This window comes from Pseudonocardia sp. T1-2H, assembly GCF_038039215.1.
Lineage (GTDB): Bacteria > Actinomycetota > Actinomycetes > Mycobacteriales > Pseudonocardiaceae > Pseudonocardia.
In genome coordinates this window covers 5,735,342-5,752,444 of the sequence record NZ_JBBPCL010000001.1, presented here as the reverse complement: position 1 = coordinate 5,752,444, position 17,103 = coordinate 5,735,342, and the positions used below count along the sequence as shown (strand labels likewise).

The window sequence follows — 17,103 nt, the reverse complement described above, 5'->3', positions numbered from 1 at the left end:
CCGAACGATGCGCACGATCGAGCACGGCAAGCGGAACGGGTTCGCGTCCCTGGGCGAGGGTGGGATCAAGCACGACTCCTTCCCGATGCGCCTGTTCACCAAGGGCAACGCGCGCCACTGGAACCCCGCGGACATCGACTTCTCCCAGGACGCGAAGGACTTCGCGGCCATGACGGACGACGAGCGCTGGTGGACCTGCGCGCTCGCCGCCCAGTTCCTCGCCGGCGAGGAGTCCGTGACCCAGGACCTGCAGCCGTTCGTCGCCGCGATGGCCGCCGAGGGCCGGTTCGCGGACGAGATGTACCTGACCCAGTTCCTCTACGAGGAGGCCAAGCACACGCAGGCCTTCCGGCTCTGGTTCGACGCCATCGGGATGACCGGGGACCTCCACGAGTACATCGAGTTCAACGACTCGTACATGGAGATCTTCACCAAGGAGCTTCCCGGACAGCCTCTACGCCCTGGCGCAGGACCCGTCGCCGCGCAACCAGATCCGGGCGTCGGTGACCTACAACCACATCGTCGAGGGCACCCTGGCGCTGACCGGCTACTTCGCCTGGCAGAAGGTCTGTTCCAGCCGCGGGATCCTGCCCGGCATCCAGCAGGTGATCAAGTACATCGGGGACGACGAGCGCCGCCACATGGCCTGGGGGACGTTCACCTGCCGCCGCCACGTCGCCGCCGACGACTCGATGTTCGACGTCGTGGACGAGCGGATGCAGGAGCTGATGGTCCCGGCGATGGGCGTCGTCACGGCGACGTTCGACAAGTACGACGGCGAGGACCCGCCGTTCGCCGTCGACATCTCCGAGATGGCCGAGTACGCCATGGACAAGCTCGGCCGCCGGCTCGGCGCGATCGAGTCCGCGCGGGGTGCCGATCTCCTGACGATCGACGTCGACGCGTCCCCGGAGGCGTTGGAGGAGCGGTTCCACGCCGAGGACCAGCGCGTGCTGGCGACCGCGAGCTGAGCTCGTGGGACTCCTGCCCGACCGCGCCGGTCGCTTCGACCGGCGCGCGGAGATCGAGCGTCTGGACCCGGAAGCCGACTTCCACGAGATCTACCGGCTGACCACGATGTACGAGTTCCCCTGGGACATGAACCAGTCCCTCGGGTTCGCACTGTTCCGCACCTACGCGGTGCCGAGCATCGGGCGGCTGCTCGCGGAGACCGGCGAGTTCACCGAGCGGGTGCAGAAGCGCTACGACGACACCGGGCTGATCCTCGAGGCGGTGCTGGAGCACGGCTTCGCGCACGAGACCGGACGCGCGGCGATCCGCCGGATGAACCAGATGCACCGCAGCTACCCGATCACGAACGACGACCTGCGGTACGTGCTGTGCACGTTCGTCGTCGTCCCGCTGCGGTGGATGGAGGAGTTCGGCTGGCGCCCGTTCACCGAGACCGAGAAGGTCGCGAGCGCGAACTACTACCGCGAGCTCGGTAAGCACATGGGCATCAAGGACATCCCGGCGACGTGGCAGGAGTTCGGCGCCGCGCTCGACGAGTACGAGAACGTGCACTTCGGGTTCGACGCCGGCGGCCGCGCCGTCGCGGACTCCACACTGGATCTGATGTGCACGTTCCCGCCCAACGACAAGGCGCCGAAGGCCCTGATCAACGCGTTCTCCCGGGCGCTGATGGACCCGCCGCTGCGCCGGGCCCTGCACTACGACGCGCCCCCGGCGGCGTTCGAGAAGGCGTCCCGGTTCGCGATGCGGCTGCGCGCGAAGGTCGTCCGGCACATGCCGGTGCGAACGGAGCCGCAGCTCGTCCGGGATCTGCCCCAGGTCCGCAGCTACCCGCAGGGCCACGAGGTGGACCGGCTGGGCACCTTCCCGGCCGGCTGCCCGGTGCCGCACGCGGCCCGGGGGCTCGAGGCGGTTCCGGAGGCCGCCGGCTGAGTTCCCCGCCACGGGATGCTGCTCCGATCGAGTGACATTCGACGGACGCGGTGTGATGCACGACCTGACGGGACTGGCCCGCTCGTACCTCCGAGCGGGTCAGTCCCGTGCTCGATACGGCCTAGTGTCCGGACGAAATCGTCACGGAGAGCCATCCATGGTCACTAGGCGTTCCCGTGTCGGTGAACCCGGCGGAGAGCCGTTCGAGGCGCCGGGAATACTGATGGGTAACCACACTGCGTGCTGCTCGTTGTGTGATGCAGGACCCTTCCGCGCTCCGCGCGGTGTGGTTCCTGGCACGGCGGATCGGTGAGCGCAAGGAGGCGACGTGACCGGTGTCGAGGTGAAGGTCGAAGGGCTGACGAAGTCCTTCGGTCGGGCCAACATCTGGTCGGATGTCACCCTGACGCTCCCTCCGGGCGAGGTCAGCGTGTTGCTGGGCCCGTCGGGTACCGGGAAGTCGGTGTTCCTCAAGTCGCTGATCGGGCTGCTGAAGCCGGAGAAGGGCTCGATCGTCATCCACGACACCGACCTGGTTCGGTGCAGCGAGTCCAAGCTCTACGAGCTGCGCAAGCTGTTCGGGGTGTTGTTCCAGGACGGCGCGCTGTTCGGGTCGATGAACCTGTTCGACAACATCGCGTTCCCGCTGCGCGAGCACACGAAGAAGTCCGAGGCGCAGATCCGCGACGTGGTGATGGAGAAGATGGACCTCGTCGGCCTCAAGGGCGACGAGAACAAGCTCCCCGGCGAGATCTCCGGCGGGATGCGCAAGCGGGCCGGGCTGGCGCGGGCGCTGGTGCTGGACCCGGAGATCATCCTGTTCGACGAGCCGGACTCGGGTCTGGACCCGGTGCGCACGGCGTACCTGAACCAGCTGATCATCGACCTGAACGCGCAGACGGACTCGACGTTCCTGATCGTCACCCACGACATCAACACCGCGCAGACCGTCCCGGACAACATCGGGATGCTCTACCGCAAGCAGTTGGCCATGTTCGGGCCGCGCGAGGTGTTGCTGACCAGTGACGACCCGGTGGTGGCGCAGTTCCTCAACGGTCGCCGGCAGGGCCCGATCGGGATGTCGGAGGAGAAGGACACCGCGCAGGCGGCGCGGGAGATGGCCGAGGTCACCGAGCTGGAGGGGCTGCCGCCGCTCAAGCCGCAGCTCGAGGCGGCGGCCGGGCTCCCGGACCGCAAGGCGGTGCACCGCCGCCGCGAGCGGGTGATGCGGATGCTCCCCACGCTCCCGCCCGCCGCCCAGGCCGCCATCCGGGAGTCCTATTCCGGCGAGCAGCAGGTCGGCACGACCCTCACCCGCGAACAGGTCACCGGCGCCTCCCCGTACGGCCAGCCGGCGGCCTCCCCGCACTCCGGCTTCGCCGGCGACGGCGCCCCCACCGAGACCTTCCCCGACCCGACAACCTGTTCGAGCCACCCTCCGGCCGGCACCACAGCCGCTGAGCTTCCCCGAGGACTACCGCCGTGACCGCTCCCCAGGCCGGCCCCAGTCCCGTGACACGCGCCCTCACCCCCGTCGGGCGAATGTTCGGGCTGATGGTCGACATCATCCGGCAGACCTTCAAGCCGCCGTTCCAGCTGCGCGAGTACATCGAGCAGACCTGGTTCGTCTGCAAGGTCTCCGCGCTGCCGACCGCGCTGTTCACCATCCCCTTCGGCGCGACGATCGCGCTGCTGCTCAGCGAGCTCACCCGCCAGTTCGGCGCGCAGAGCCAGACCGGCGCGGGCAGCGTGCTCGCGATCGTGCAGCAGGCCGCGCCCATCGTCACCGCGCTGCTGATCTCCGGCGCCGGTGGTTCGGCCGTGTGCGCGGACCTGGGTGCCCGCACCATCCGCGAGGAGATCGCGGCCATGGAGGTGCTGGGCATCTCGCCGATCCAGCGGCTGGTGGTGCCCCGCGTGCTGGCCATGGCGACGACGGCGGTGGTGCTCAACGGGCTGGCCACGGTCGTCGGAGTCGGGGGCGGCTACTTCTTCAACGTGATCGTCCAGGGCGGTACTCCCGGTGCCTACATCGCGAGCTTCTCCGCGATCGCCCAGGTGTCCGACATCGTCGTCAGCGAGCTGAAGGCCGTGCTGTTCGGCTTCACCGCCGGGGTCGTGGCCGCCTACCGGGGGCTCAACCCGCCGCCCGGCGCCAAGGGCGTCGGGGACGCGGTGAACCAGTCCGTCGTCATCTCGTTCGTCCTGGTCTTCATGATCAACCTGGTGCTGACGGCCCTGTACCTCCAGATCGTCCCGCCGAAGGGGATCTGACGTGGCCACCCCGCTCTCCGTCCGGGCCCGCCGCGCCCTCCGCGGCCCCGTCGACCAGCTCGAACAGCTGGGGGACCAGCTCTCGCTCTACGCGCGGGCGATCGCCTGGACCCCGCGCACGCTGCGCCGCTACCCCAAGGAGATCGCCCGGCTGCTGGCCGAGGTCAGCTTCGGCTCCGGCTCGCTGATCGTCATCCTCGGTACCGCGGGCGTCATGGCGTCGCTGTCGCTGTTCGTCGGCTCGCTCGTCGGGCTGCAGGGCTTCCGGGCCCTGGACTCACTCGGCGTCGAGGCCCTCACCGGCTTCATCACCGCCTACTTCAACACCCGCGACATCGCCCCGCTGGTCGCGGCGTCGGCGCTCACCGCGACGCTCGGCGCCGGCTTCACCGCGCAGCTCGGCGCCATGCGGATCTCCGAGGAGATCGACGCGCTCGAGGTCATGGCGGTGCCCAGCGTGCCGTTCCTGGTGACCACCCGGGTGATCGCCGGAATCCTCGCGGTGATCCCGATGTACACGATCGGCCTGCTGTCGAGCTTCGCGGCGTCCAGGCTCAACGTGACCTTCCTGAACGGGCTGCCGGGTGGCACCTACGACCACTACTTCGACCTGTTCCTGCCGGTCAGCGACATCCTCTACTCCTATCTCAAGGTCATCGTCTTCGCGACGGTGGTCATCCTGATCCACTGCCACTACGGCTACTCGGCCAAGGGCGGCCCGGCGGGCGTCGGCGTGGCCGTGGGCCGCGCGGTCCGGCTGTCGATCGTGAGCACGGCGATCCTGGACTTCTTCCTGACCCTGGTGATCTACGGGACCGAGACCTCGGTGCGGGTGGCGGGATGACGTCCACGAAGAAGGTCGTCCAGGGCCTCGCGTTCCTGGCCGTCATCGCGCTGCTGATCGGGCTCTCGATCGCGAAGTACGTCGGGGCGTTCCAGTCCGGCGTGCCCGTCACGCTCAAGGTCGACCGGGTCGGCAACCAGCTCGCCGAGCGGGCGGACGTCAAGATCCGCGGGCTGATCGTCGGCAAGGTGGAGGAGGTCAGCACGGAGGGCGCCGGCGCCACCGTGTCGATGAGCCTGGACCCGGACCTCATCGGACAGATCCCGGCGGACGTCTCGGCGCGGCTGCTGCCGAAGACGCTGTTCGGCGAGAAGTTCGTGTCGCTGGTCCCGCCCGTGCAGGCGGGCGCGGCCCGGCTCAGCGCCGGGGACGTCATCGGAGAGGACCGCAGCCAGAGCGCGATGGAGGTCGAGCGGGTCCTCGACGACCTGCTCCCGCTGCTGCAGGCGGTCAAGCCGCAGGACCTGTCGACGACGCTGGGCTCGCTCTCCCAGGCGCTCGCCGGCCGCGGCGAGGAGCTGGGGGACACCCTGGTCCGGCTGAACACGCTGACCGCGGGCCTGAACCCGTCCCTCCCGGACCTGCAGGAGGACATCACCCAACTCGCGGACTTCTCGCAGAACCTCTCCGACGCCGCGCCGGACCTGCTGAACGCCCTCGACGACCTCACGACCACGAGCCGGACGATCGTCGAGCAGCGGGACGAGCTGCGCGACCTCTACCGCTCCGTCACCGGCGCGTCGGACGACCTGCGGGCCTTCCTCGACGCGAACGGCGAGAACCTGATCCAGCTCTCCGCCAGCAGCCGGCCGACGCTGGAGACCCTGGCCCGCTACGCGCCGGAGTTCCCCTGCTTCTTCCAGCAGATGAACAGGCTCATCCCGAACGTCGACCAGGTGTTCGGCAAGGGCACGGACCAGCCCGGCATCCACATCACGCTGGAGATCGTCGCCAACAACGGCAAGTACGTCCCGAACCAGGACGAGCCCGAGTTCTCCGACGACCGTGGCCCGCGCTGCTACCCGATCGTCGACCCGGGGCCGCAGTACCCGCCGGACGGCCCGTTCCGGGACGGCTCGGTCCCGCCGCCCGCGCCGGTGGGCACCCCGCGCGGCGACCCCGAGGCGTTCGGTGCGGACACCTTCGGCACCTACGACGGCACGAACTCGTGGGGCCTGATCCGCGGCGGTGGCCCGCGCGAGAACGAGCCGACGTCGGGTGCGACCCCGGCCGCGTGGCGGGGCGTCGACATGGGCGTCCCGAACTCGCCCGGTGAGCAGCAGATGGTCGCCGAGCTCGTGTCGGCGCAGAACGGCGGCTCGCCGCAGGACGTCCCGCAGTGGGGCAGCGTCCTCGTCGGCCCGCTCTACCGGGGTGCGGAGGTGACCCTGACATGAGCCGTCTCCCGATCGGACCGCTCGTCAAGTTCGGCGTGTTCGCGCTGGTCACGATGCTGGCCACCACGGTGCTGGGGCTGACCATCGCGAACAGCCAGGGCGGCGACAAGACCACCTACAGCGCCCGCTTCACCGACGTCAACGGCCTGCTGACCGGCGACGAGGTCCGGATCGCCGGCGTCGTCGTCGGAGCCGTGGACAAGATCCAGATCGTCGACCGGCGCCTGGCCCAGGTGGACTTCAGTGTCGACTCGAGCCTGCGGGTGCCGGCCTCGGCCATCGCCGCGGTGCTCTACAAGAACCTCATCGGGCAGCGCTTCCTCTCCCTCGGCCAGGGCGCCGGTGCCACCGGGGCGACGCTCGCCGCGGGGGACACCATCCCCGTCGAGCACACGAAGCCCCCGCTGAACCTGACCACCCTGTTCAACGGGTTCAAGCCGCTGTTCACGGCGCTGGACCCGCAGCAGGTCAACCAGCTCTCGATGCAGATCGTGCAGACGCTGCAGGGAGAGGGCGGCACGGTGCAGAGCCTGCTCGCCAGCACCGCCTCGCTCACCAGCACGATCGCGGACAAGGACCAGGTCATCGGCCAGGTGATCGACAACCTCAACGGCGTGCTCGGCACCCTCGACGCGCACGACCAGCAGCTCGACGACCTCATCGTCTCCCTGCAGCAGCTCGTGTCCGGGCTGTCGCAGGACCGGCAGCCCATCGGGGACGCGATCGCGTCCATCGGCGAGCTCACCGACGTCACCGCCGGGTTCCTCGCGGACGCCCGGCCGCCGCTCAAGGACGACATCGCCGCCCTCGGGGCGCTCTCGTCGAACCTGGACGCGGCGAAGCCGACGCTCGAGCACTTCCTGGAGTTCTCGCCGTACAAGCTGAACAAGATCTCCCGGGCGGCGAGCTACGGCAGCTGGTTCCAGTTCTACCTCTGCGGGCTCTCCGGCTCGATCGGCGTGGGGGACCTGGTTCCCGCGCAGGAGCTGCCGCTCTGGCAGTCGGACGCACCGCGCTGCGGGACGGACCCGGACGGCGTCGACGGGCAGCCGTCCCCGCTGCTGCCGGCGCCCCCGCCGGCCCTCGAGCAGCTCGTCTCGGGCCGGAACCCGTTGCAGCCGCCCGCGGGGGCTCCCGCCCTGCCGCTCTTCGGCGACCTCGGAACGGGAGGCAACTGAGATGGCCCTCCCCGGAGCCCGCCGCCCGGTCCCGCTCGCGATCACCGGGATCCTGGTGATCCTCGTGGCCGTGCTCGTGGCGTTCAACGGAACCGCGCTCTTCGGCGGCGGCGACACGTACAAGGCCTACTTCGGCGAGGCCGCCGGACTGCAGGCGGACGACCGCGTGACGGTCGCCGGTGTCGAGGTCGGCCGCGTGCGCAGCGTGGAGCTCGACGGCGACCAGGTGCTCGTCACGTTCCACGTCGACGACGCCTGGGTCGGCGACCGCAGCGGCGTCTCGATCCAGATCGCGACCCTGCTCGGGAGCAAGTACCTGGCGCTGGACCCGCAGGGCGAGGCGGAGCAGGACCCGGACACGACCATCCCGCGGACCCGCACGGTCTCGCCGTTCGACGTCGTCGAGGCGTTCAACGGCCTGTCCGGCACCGTCGACCAGCTGGACACCGGCCAGCTCGCGGAGAGCCTGCGGACCCTCGCGGACACCTTCCGGGACACCCCCGGGGAGGTGCGCGGCACGCTCGACGGCCTCTCCCGGCTCTCCACGACGATCTCCAGCCGGGACGCGCAGATCAAGCAGCTGCTCGCCGGTTCCCGCAACCTCTCGACGATCCTCGCCAACCGCCGGGGGGAGTTCGACAAGCTGCTCTCCGACGGCAACCTGCTGCTCGGCGAGCTGCAGCAGCGCAAGGACGCGATCGACCGGCTGCTGACCGGCACCCGGTCGCTCTCGGCACAGCTCTCCGGGCTGGTCGCGGACAACAGCGAGCAGCTGCGGCCCACGCTGGAGACCCTGGACCGCGTCACCGCGGTGCTGCAGAGCAACCAGGACAACCTCGCGGCGACGCTGCGGAACGAGGCCGTCTTCCTGCGGCTGTTCACCAACGCCACGGGCAACGGCCGCTGGTTCGACAACTACATCTGCGGCCTGCTCCCGACCCCGAGCATCGGCCCGCTCAACCCGGGGGGCTGCTGAGATGAGGCTCCCGGTGGGTTCCTGGTCCAACGACCGTCGTCAGCTGCAGCTCTTCGCGCTGCTGGCCGTCATCGTGATCCTGCTGGCCAGCGCGATCTGGCTGGTCACGAACAACGGGGGCCGCAAGGTCACCGCCTACTTCACCAACGCCTCGGCGCTGTTCGAGGACAACGACGTCCGGGTGCTGGGTGTCCCGGTCGGGAGGGTCGACTCGATCACCCCCGAGGGCACCCAGGTGAAGGTCGACATGACCCTCACGGGTCCGGACGTCCGGCTCGCGTCCGACGCCAAGGCCGCGGTCGTCTCGCCGAGCCTGGTCACCGGCCGCTATGTGCAGCTCTTCCCGGTCGCCGCCCCCGGCGCCCCGACCCTGGCGGACGGGGCGACCATCCCGCTCGAGCGCACCGCGGTCCCGCTCGGGGTGGACGACCTCTCCCGGACCGCGACCGAGCTTCTCCCGGGCGCTCGGCCCGCAGGGCGCCAACTCGACCGGTGCGGTGTCGGAGGCCCTGGACGTCGCGGCGCAGAACCTGGACGGCAACGGCCAGGCGCTCAACGACACCATCCGGAACCTCGGTGGCCTCTCCGGCACCCTCGCCGGCTCCAGCGACGACCTCTTCGGCACCGTCACCGAGCTGCAGAAGTTCACCGAGACCATCGCGCAGAACGACGCGCAGGTCCGCGAGTTCAACGGCCGGGTCTCCGACGTCACCGGGTTCCTCGCGGGGGAGCGGGAGAACCTGGGCGGCGCGCTGCGGGACCTCGGCGTCGCGCTCGGCGACGTCTCCGCCTTCGTCCGGGACAACCGCGACACCCTGCGCTCGAACGTGGACCGGCTGACCGACGTGACCCAGGTGCTCGTGGACCAGCAGCGCTCGCTGGCCGAGATCCTGGACGTCGCGCCGGTGGGTCTCGGCAACCTCGCCAACAGCTACAACGGCTCGTCCGGGACGCTGGACACCCGGGCGAACATCAACGAGCTGTCCTACCCGCCGATCCTCACCCTCTGCACCCAGCTGAAGCGGGCGACGCCCGAGCAGCTGGCCCCGTTCCGGTCCGTCGCGGACACCTGTTCCGGGTTGGCCCCGGTGCTCGACGGCGCGGTGCCGCTCCCCAGTGCCGCGCAGGTCCTGAGCTCGCTGACCCAAGGACAGGCACCCCCGGTGCCGGGCCTGGCGCTGCCGACCGTCCCCGCCCCGGGGACGACGCCGACGCCCGGCCCGGTGCCGCAGAACGCCACCACCGCGCCGGCCGCTCCCGCGCCGACCACCACGCCGCCGGCCCCGGCCGACGACGGTGGCGGCTTCTTCTCCCGGCTCTTCGGAGGTGGCTCGTGATCCGCCCTCGGACCGCCCGCCCGCGCCGCGTCGCGTCGGTGCTGGCCCTCGGCACCACGGTCGCGCTGCTGACCGGCGGCTGCGGCGTGCTCTCCAGCGGCCTGCGCGGGGTGTCCCTCCCCGGTGGCGCGGATCTCGGCGACGACCCGTACACGGTGACCATCCAGTTCCCGGACGTCGTCGACCTCGTGCCGCAGTCCCTGGTGAAGGTCGCCGACGTCCCGGTCGGCTCCGTCTCCGGGATCGCCGTGGACCCGGCGACGTGGAACGCGATGGTCACCGTCGCGGTGAACCGGGACGTGACGCTCCCGGCGAACGCCGAGGCCCGGGTGCGCACGACGAGCCTGCTGGGGGAGAAGTTCGTCGAGCTCTCCGCGCCCGCTCCCGTGAACGGGGGAACAGCGCCGCCGGGACCCTGGCGGACGGCGCGACCATCCCGATCGACCGCGCAGGCCGCGGCGTCGAGGTCGAGGAGGTGTTCGGCTCGCTGTCCCTGCTCCTCAACGGTGGCGGCGTCGCCCAGATCAAGACCATCTCGACCGAGCTGAACAACGCCCTCGACGGCCGCGCCCCGGAGATCCGCTCGCTGCTGGACAACCTGGACACGCTGGTCGGCGCGCTCGACGACCGCAAGGGCGAGATCACCCGCGCCCTGGACGGGCTCAACCGGCTCGGCGCCACGCTGAACGAGCGGAACGGGCAGATCGCGAACGCCCTGGACAACCTCGGCCCCGGGCTGCGGGAGCTGGAGAGCCAGCGCACCCAGCTCGTGGACATGCTGCAGTCCCTGGACCGGCTCTCCGGCGTCGCGACGAACGTGGTGAACCGCAGCCAGGAGGACGCCGTCGCGGATCTGCGGGCCCTGCGCCCGACGCTGCAGAAGCTCGCCGAGTCCGGTCAGGACCTCCCGGACTCGTTGCAGCTGCTCGGCAGCTTCCCCTTCAGCGACGCCGCCACCGACGCGTTCGCCGGTGACTACGCGAACCTCTACGTGCGCGCGGACCTGGACCTGAAGAACCTGCTGGACAACCTGGCCCGCGCCAACCAGCCCTTCCCCGGCCCGGACACCCCTGGCCTCAACCAGCTGCCGGCCACCGCGCAGCTGCTCTCCCCGCTGCTCGGCGGTCGCCCGGACCAGCCGGCCTTCCCGCTGCTCGGCCCCGTCCCGACGCCGTCCGGCGGCCACTCGGCGGGCAACCCGCCGCCGACGACCCCGCCGGCGCCCACGACCACACCCGCTCCCACGACCACCCCGGCGCCCGGCGGCGGCGTGCTCGGCGGTCTTCTCGGAGGTGGCTCGTGATCACCCGCACCGTGCGCCTGCAGCTGCTGGCGCTGGCCCTCGTCACCGTCCTCGGCGTCGGCTACGTCGGTTTCCGGTATGCGAACCTCGGCGCGATCTTCGGGGCGACGACCTACCCGGTGACGATGCGGATGGCGGACTCCGGCGGCATCTTCACCGGCGCGGACGTCGCCTACCGCGGCGTGAGCGTCGGCCGCGTCGGCGCGCTGACCCTCACCACCGACGGTGTCGACGTGCAGCTGGACATCGAGCGCAGCGCGCCGGAGATCCCCGCCGACGTCGACGCCGCCGTCCGGAACCTCTCCGCGATCGGCGAGCAGTACGTCGACCTTCAGCCCCGGCTTCTCCGGTGCCGAGCTGGAGGCCGGGTCCGTCATCCCGGTGGCGAACGTGAGCACCCCCGTCCCGGTGGAGGACCTGGTCGTCAGCCTCGATGGACTCGTCCGCTCGGTCCCGCTGGACAGCCTGCGGACCGTCGTCGACCAGCTTGGGGTGGGTTTCTCGAACACCGGCGAGCCCCTGCAGAAGCTGCTCGACACCACGAGCGAGTTCAGCCGGGCCGCCACCGAGGCGCTCCCGCAGACCACCGCGCTGCTCCGCGACGGCCGGACCGTGCTGACCACGCAGAACGAGGTCTCCGGGCAGTTCAAGGACTTCTCCGCGAGCCTCGCGCAGCTTGCGTCGCAGCTGAAGCAATCCGACCCGGACCTGCGGCACCTGATCGCGACGGCTCCGCAGGCCGGTGAGCAGATCCGCGGGCTGCTGCGGGAGAGCGGCGGCGGCCTCGGCGACACCGTCGCCAACCTGCTCACCGTCAGCCGCATCCTGGAGCCCCGCCAGGACAACCTGCGGCAGATCCTGACGACGTACCCGGGCATCACCGCCGTCGGGTACACGGCGGCGCCGGCGGACGGCTCGGCCCACCTCGGCCTGGTCCTCAACGTCTTCGACCCGTTCCCGTGCGCCCGCGGCTACGAGGGCACCCCGCACCGGGCCGGCAACGAGCTCGCGGACACCCAGGTGAACCCCGACGCGTACTGCGCCGAGCCGAAGGGCAGCCCCACGACCGTGCGCGGCGCGCAGAACGCCCCGAACTCCGCGACCCCCAAGCCCGCCCGGGGCGCCACCGTCGACCCCACACCCGGTCCGCTACCGTCCGGCACGGCGCCCACCGGCCCGACGTCCGCGGTGCCCCTGGCGACGCCGGCCCAGATCCTGCAGTCGCTCGCCTGACCCGAACCCCCGCGACGGCCGACCCCCGCGGCCCGAGATGGAGTCACCGATGACCGTCCTGGACGACGCTCCCCCCGCCGCCCCCGAACCCCCGGCTCGGGCTCGCCCCTCGGCCGGGCGGGCCCTGCAGGTCGCGGCGGCCGTCGCCGCGGTCGCCGCGGTGGTGTTCGGCGTCCTCTGGCTGACGGCGCGCAACGACGCCTCGCTCGGTCTCGCCACCGAGCGGGACGCCGTGCTCGTCGACGCCCGGCAGGCCGCGATCAACCTGAACACGCTGGACTTCCACAACCCGGACCCGGGGCTCGACCTGTGGGAGCAGTCCTCCACCGGCCCGGTGCTCGAGGAGTTCCGCACCAACCGGGCGCAGTACTCGCAGTTCGTCGTCAGCTCGAAGCGCACGACCCGGGCCACCGTGTCCGACGCCGCGGTCGGCGAGCTCGACGACCGCGCGGGCGTCGCGCGCGTGCTGGTCGGCGTGGACGTCACCGTCACCCCGGACGGGCAGGCGCCGATCCAGACCCGGCAGCGGCTGCAGCTCGAGATGACCCGCACCGACGCGGGTTGGAAGGTCAGCAAGCTCGCCCCGATCCGCTCCCCGGGCTCCGGCGGCTGAGCAGACACCGCCCCGCCCGCCCCCGAGGTCGACCGACAGCCAGGAGGTCACCGACATGCCCCCCACCAGCCCCCGCCGCCGCCCCACCAGCGGAATCCGGCGTCCCCGCGTCGCCGGCCGCGCCCCCGAGGGAACCGCCGCCGACGCCGCCACCGCCTCGGTCGCCGTCGACGACCGCACCGCGGGCCGCGAGGTCCGCTCCGACAGCACCACGACCCGTCCCCGTGAGGACCGCGCCCGCGACGACCACTCCGAGGACCGGCCGGGCCGCCCGGAGACGCGGGCGGGCCGCCGGGCACGGAACCGGGCCGCCGGACAGGACGCGGCGGAGCGCCCGACCGTCGCGGACCCGGTGCTCGAGGACTCCGGGTCCGAGGATTCCAGCACCGAGACCGTCTCCGCGGCGCGCGCCTCCACGGGACTCTCCGGCGCGCGCAGGCTCCACCTCCCCGCCGGCCCCCGGACGAAGCGCGGGACGGTCGTCCTCGCCGCCGTCACGCTCGTGCTGGCGCTCGTCGCCGTCGCGGCCGGGGTGAGCTGGTACCAGATGCGGCACACGCCGGCGGCGCAGAACTCCGCGCTGACCGACGTCGCCGCCACCGCTCAGGTCTCCCAGCAGCTCGGGGACGCCGTGAAGACCGTCTACTCCTACGACTTCAACCGGCTCGACGAGAACGAGCGCGCGGCGCGCGACGTCATCACCCCGGAGTTCGCCGCCCAGTTCGATCAGCTCTTCGGTCAGGTCCGCCAGCTCGCGCCGCAACAGCAGGCCGTGGTCACGGCGACGATCGCGCAGTCGGCCGTCCGCGAGATCGCCGGGGACCGCGCCGTCGTGCTGGTCTTCCTGGACCAGCAGGCCACCCGGGCCGCGTCCGGGGACCAGCCACAGCAGCTCGCCGCCGCGGGCCGGCTCACGGTGACCGGCCAGCTCGTCGACGGCCGCTGGAGGATCGCGGCCGTGCAGGCCGCCTGACGTCCGGTGCGGGGCCCCGCGGAGAGGGGTCTCGCCCGTCGCGTATGCTCGACCTCAGTTCCACCGAAGACCGCAGGTCTGCACGGCTCCGGGAGTCCCGGGCGGTGTACGAAGGTCCGCGACAGCGGACGGCCCGCGCAGGAGGACGAGGTAGCAGCCGGTGCGTCACGCACCGATTCACGCCCCGTGCCCTGCGCGCGGGGCGTTCGTCTTTTCCCGGGTCCGAAGCGGTGGCACGTACCGACACCCGAGAGGAGGCATCCGACGATGGTTCGACCCGACAAGGTCGAGGCGGTCGACGAGATCGCCAACCGCTTCCGGGGCGCGACCGCATCGGTGGTCACCGAGTACCGCGGCCTCAGCGTGGCCCAGCTGGGTCAGCTGCGCCGGGCGCTCGGCGAGAACGCGAACTTCCGCGTCGCCAAGAACACGCTGGTCAAGCGTGCGGCGGCCGATGCGGGCGTCGACGGTCTGGACGCGCTCCTGACCGGCCCCACGGCCATCGCGTTCGTCACCGGTGAGCCGGTCGACGCCGCGAAGGCGATCAAGGACTTCGCCAAGGCCAACCAGGGTCTGGTGATCAAGGGCGGCTACATGGACGGTCGCGCCCTGACCACCAGCGAGATCGAGAAGCTCGCCGATCTCGAGTCCCGCGAGGTGCTGCTGGCGAGGATGGCCGGCGCCATGAAGGGCAGCCTGTCGAAGGCCGCCGGTCTGTTCGCCGCTCCGGCGTCGCAGGTCGCGCGTCTCGCGCAGGCGCTCGCGGACAAGAAGGCCGCCGAGGGTGGCGAGACGGCTCCGGCCGCCGACGCCCCCGCGGACGCCGACGCGCCCGCCGAGAGCTGATCCCGCACCACCGCTCCACCCCCATACGTTTTCTCTGAAAGGACCGCCACCATGGCGAAGCTGTCCACCGACGAGCTGCTCGACGCGTTCAAGGAGCTCACCCTCATCGAGCTTCTCGGACTTCGTGAAGAAGTTCGAGGAGACCTTCGACGTCACCGCGGCCGCCCCGGTCGCCGTCGCCGCCGCCGCCCCCGCCGGTGCCCCGGCCGAGGCCGAGGCCGAGAAGGACGAGTTCAACGTCGTCCTCGACGCCGCCGGTGACAAGAAGATCCAGGTCATCAAGGTCGTCCGCGAGCTGGTCTCGGGCCTCGGCCTGAAGGAGGCCAAGGACCTCGTCGAGTCGGCCCCGAAGCCGATCCTCGAGGGTGTCGCCAAGGACGCGGCCGAGGCCGCGAAGGCGAAGCTCGAGGAGGCCGGCGCGAAGGTCTCCCTCGCCTGATCGCCTGCACCACGTAGTACCGCCGAAGGGGCGGGCACCCGGACCGGGTGCCCGCCCCTTCGGCGTGCCGGCGCCACGCTCCACGCCGCGGAGCGGGAGCAGCGGTTCCCGCGCACAGCTGTTCAGCGGTCGCGGAGCTCCCGGCGCAGCAGCTTGCCCGTCACCGTCTTCGGGATCTCGTCGAGGAACTCGATCTGGCGGGGGTACTTGTAGGCGGCCATCCGCTCCTTCGTGAAGGCGATGAGGTCCTCCTCGGACACCGTGCGGCCCGGGCGCAGGCTCACGAACGCCTTGACGCTCTCCCCGCGGTACTCGTCCGGCACGCCGACCACGGCGGCCTCGCGGACCGCCTCGTGCTCGTAGAGCACGTCCTCGACCTCGCGCGGCCACACCTTGTACCCGCCCGCGTTGATCTGGTCCTTCTTGCGGTCGACGATGTAGAACCAGCCTTGGGCGTCCATGTAGCCGACGTCGCCGGTGTGCAGCACCCCGCCGGGCAGCGCCTTGGCCGTCTCCTCCGGCTTGTTCCAGTAGCCGGCGACGACCTGCGGGCCCTCCGTCACGAGCTCGCCGACCTCGCCGGCAGGCAGGTCCCGGCCGTCGTCGCCGACGATCCGGACGATCGTGTTGTAGATCGGCACGCCCACCGACAGGGCACCCGACGCCGTGTCCACCGGTGCCTCGGACCAGAGCGGCACGCCGTGCGACGGCGACGTGGTCTCGGTGAGCCCGTAGATGTTGTGGATGTAGTGCCCGAACGTCGACTGGAACGCCTTGACGGTGCTCGGCGGGATGGGCGCGCCGCCCGAGTAGATCTTCACCAGGCTGGCGAGCGCCTCCTTCTCGGCGTTCGGGGCGTTCATCAGCGCGATGAACACCGTGATCGATCCGACGGTGAACGTGGCCCCGGCGTCGCGGATCGTCTCGATCGTCGCCTCGGGGTCGAGCCGGTACATCAGCACGAGCGGCGCGCCGACCAGCAGCGCGATCGCGATGTGCCCCACCAGCCCGGTGATGTGGAACAGCGGGGCGACGCCGAGCACGACGTCGTCGCCGTCGAGGCCGATCCAGTCCCGGTAGCTCTGGGCGTTGAACACCACGTTGCGGTGCGTGGTCATCGCGCCCTTGGGCGGGCCGGTGGTGCCGGAGGTATAGGTCAGGAACGCGATGTCGTCCGGGCCGAGCGTCACCTCCGGCGGGGCCGTGTCGCGGAAGCGCTCCAGGAGCTCCGCCATGTCGAGGGTGTCGTCGCTCCGGATCCGCTCCACCCCGGCGAAGATCCGCTCGTCGTCGCGCGTCTGGTACTCGAGCTCGGAGGTGGTGATCACGGTCCGGACCGCCGTGCCCGGGACGACCTTCGCCGCGACGTCGCGGTACAGGCTCTCCAGAGCCACCAGGACGGTGGCGCCCGAGTCCGTCAGCAGCTCGGTGAGCTCCCGCTCCTTGTTCATCGGGTTGATCGACACGGCGATGCCGCCGGCCTTCCAGGTCCCGATCTGGGCGATGACGAACTGCGGCACGTTCTGCGCGTAGATGGCCACCCGCTCGCCCGGGGCGAAGCCGGCGTCGGTGATGCCGGCGGCGAACGCGTCGGTCAGCCCGTCGAGCTCGCGCAGGGTGATCCGCCCGTCGAAGTACCGGATGATGTCGCCGTCGGGGTTGCGGGCGACGGTGGCGCGGAACATGTCCAGCGCGCTGTCGAACTCGACGTCGATCTCCGGGGGCTGCCCGGGCGCGTACCGGGCCAGCCAGGGCTTCTCGTCGTAGATGCTCACAAGGGGTGGC

At 71.3% G+C, this 17,103-nt stretch carries 13 protein-coding genes and 5 pseudogenes; 17 read left to right on the top strand and 1 reads right to left on the bottom strand.

What is annotated here, in order from left to right:
* The first annotated feature begins 7 nt into the window (after nucleotides 1-7).
* The 17 genes and pseudogenes from WBK50_RS28345 (at nucleotide 8) to rplL (ending at nucleotide 15,318) form a co-directional block, all read left to right on the top strand.
* Nucleotides 8-971, top strand: a pseudogene (locus WBK50_RS28345) (R2-like ligand-binding oxidase).
* 4 nt (nucleotides 972-975) lie between these two features.
* On the top strand, nucleotides 976-1,905 hold the full coding sequence (locus tag WBK50_RS28340) for an oxygenase MpaB family protein (RefSeq protein WP_341338499.1): 930 nt from the start codon (nucleotides 976-978) through the stop codon (nucleotides 1,903-1,905).
* 328 nt (nucleotides 1,906-2,233) lie between these two features.
* Nucleotides 2,234-3,391 (top strand): ABC transporter ATP-binding protein, encoded by a 1,158-nt coding sequence (locus tag WBK50_RS28335; protein ID WP_341338498.1) that lies wholly within the window; start codon nucleotides 2,234-2,236, stop codon nucleotides 3,389-3,391.
* 56 nt (nucleotides 3,392-3,447) lie between these two features.
* Complete coding sequence (locus WBK50_RS28330; protein ID WP_341339532.1) at nucleotides 3,448-4,179, top strand: MlaE family ABC transporter permease; 732 nt, start codon at nucleotides 3,448-3,450, stop codon at nucleotides 4,177-4,179.
* A 1-nt stretch (nucleotide 4,180) separates the two neighbouring features.
* Nucleotides 4,181-5,023: an MlaE family ABC transporter permease gene (locus tag WBK50_RS28325; RefSeq protein WP_341338497.1), complete on the top strand. Its 843-nt coding sequence runs from the start codon at nucleotides 4,181-4,183 to the stop codon at nucleotides 5,021-5,023.
* Nucleotides 5,020-6,420, top strand: coding sequence for an MCE family protein (locus WBK50_RS28320; RefSeq protein ID WP_341338496.1), 1,401 nt, complete (start codon nucleotides 5,020-5,022; stop codon nucleotides 6,418-6,420). The genes WBK50_RS28325 and WBK50_RS28320 overlap by 4 nt, the downstream gene beginning before the upstream one ends.
* Nucleotides 6,417-7,598 carry an MCE family protein gene (locus tag WBK50_RS28315; protein WP_341338495.1) on the top strand — a complete coding sequence of 394 codons (1,182 nt, stop codon included), beginning with the start codon at nucleotides 6,417-6,419 and terminating at the stop codon, nucleotides 7,596-7,598. The genes WBK50_RS28320 and WBK50_RS28315 overlap by 4 nt, the downstream gene beginning before the upstream one ends.
* Before the next feature lies 1 nt (nucleotide 7,599).
* The gene (locus WBK50_RS28310) at nucleotides 7,600-8,574 is read left to right on the top strand and encodes an MCE family protein (RefSeq protein ID WP_341338494.1); all 975 of its coding nucleotides are present in this window, start codon (nucleotides 7,600-7,602) and stop codon (nucleotides 8,572-8,574) included.
* A 94-nt stretch (nucleotides 8,575-8,668) separates the two neighbouring features.
* Nucleotides 8,669-8,860: pseudogene (locus WBK50_RS28305) on the top strand (MlaD family protein); the annotation flags it as partial.
* 211 nt (nucleotides 8,861-9,071) lie between these two features.
* The gene (locus WBK50_RS28300; RefSeq protein WP_341338493.1) at nucleotides 9,072-9,911 is read left to right on the top strand and encodes an MCE family protein; all 840 of its coding nucleotides are present in this window, start codon (nucleotides 9,072-9,074) and stop codon (nucleotides 9,909-9,911) included.
* Nucleotides 9,911-11,214, top strand: a pseudogene (locus WBK50_RS28290) (MCE family protein). Before WBK50_RS28300 ends, WBK50_RS28290 begins: the two are co-directional and overlap by 1 nt.
* 125 nt (nucleotides 11,215-11,339) lie before the next feature.
* Nucleotides 11,340-11,492: pseudogene (locus WBK50_RS28285) on the top strand (MlaD family protein); the annotation flags it as partial.
* A 112-nt stretch (nucleotides 11,493-11,604) separates the two neighbouring features.
* A complete protein-coding gene (locus WBK50_RS28280; protein WP_341338492.1) occupies nucleotides 11,605-12,447 on the top strand; it encodes a hypothetical protein in 843 nt (280 codons plus the stop codon).
* Between the two features lie 49 nt (nucleotides 12,448-12,496).
* Complete coding sequence (locus tag WBK50_RS28275) at nucleotides 12,497-13,060, top strand: hypothetical protein (RefSeq protein ID WP_341338491.1); 564 nt, start codon at nucleotides 12,497-12,499, stop codon at nucleotides 13,058-13,060.
* A gap of 55 nt (nucleotides 13,061-13,115) precedes the next feature.
* Entirely contained in the window at nucleotides 13,116-14,033 is a 918-nt protein-coding gene (locus tag WBK50_RS28270; protein ID WP_341338490.1) for a hypothetical protein, read from the top strand.
* A gap of 267 nt (nucleotides 14,034-14,300) precedes the next feature.
* On the top strand, nucleotides 14,301-14,879 hold the full coding sequence (rplJ, locus tag WBK50_RS28265; RefSeq protein ID WP_341338489.1) for a 50S ribosomal protein L10: 579 nt from the start codon (nucleotides 14,301-14,303) through the stop codon (nucleotides 14,877-14,879).
* A 51-nt stretch (nucleotides 14,880-14,930) separates the two neighbouring features.
* Nucleotides 14,931-15,318, top strand: a pseudogene (gene rplL / locus WBK50_RS28260) (50S ribosomal protein L7/L12).
* A gap of 122 nt (nucleotides 15,319-15,440) precedes the next feature.
* On the opposite strand, the gene WBK50_RS28255 reads toward rplL, so the two are convergent.
* Nucleotides 15,441-17,093, bottom strand: a complete 1,653-nt coding sequence (locus tag WBK50_RS28255) for a class I adenylate-forming enzyme family protein (RefSeq protein ID WP_341338488.1) — start codon at nucleotides 17,091-17,093, stop codon at nucleotides 15,441-15,443.
* Between the last annotated feature and the right edge of the window lie 10 nt (nucleotides 17,094-17,103).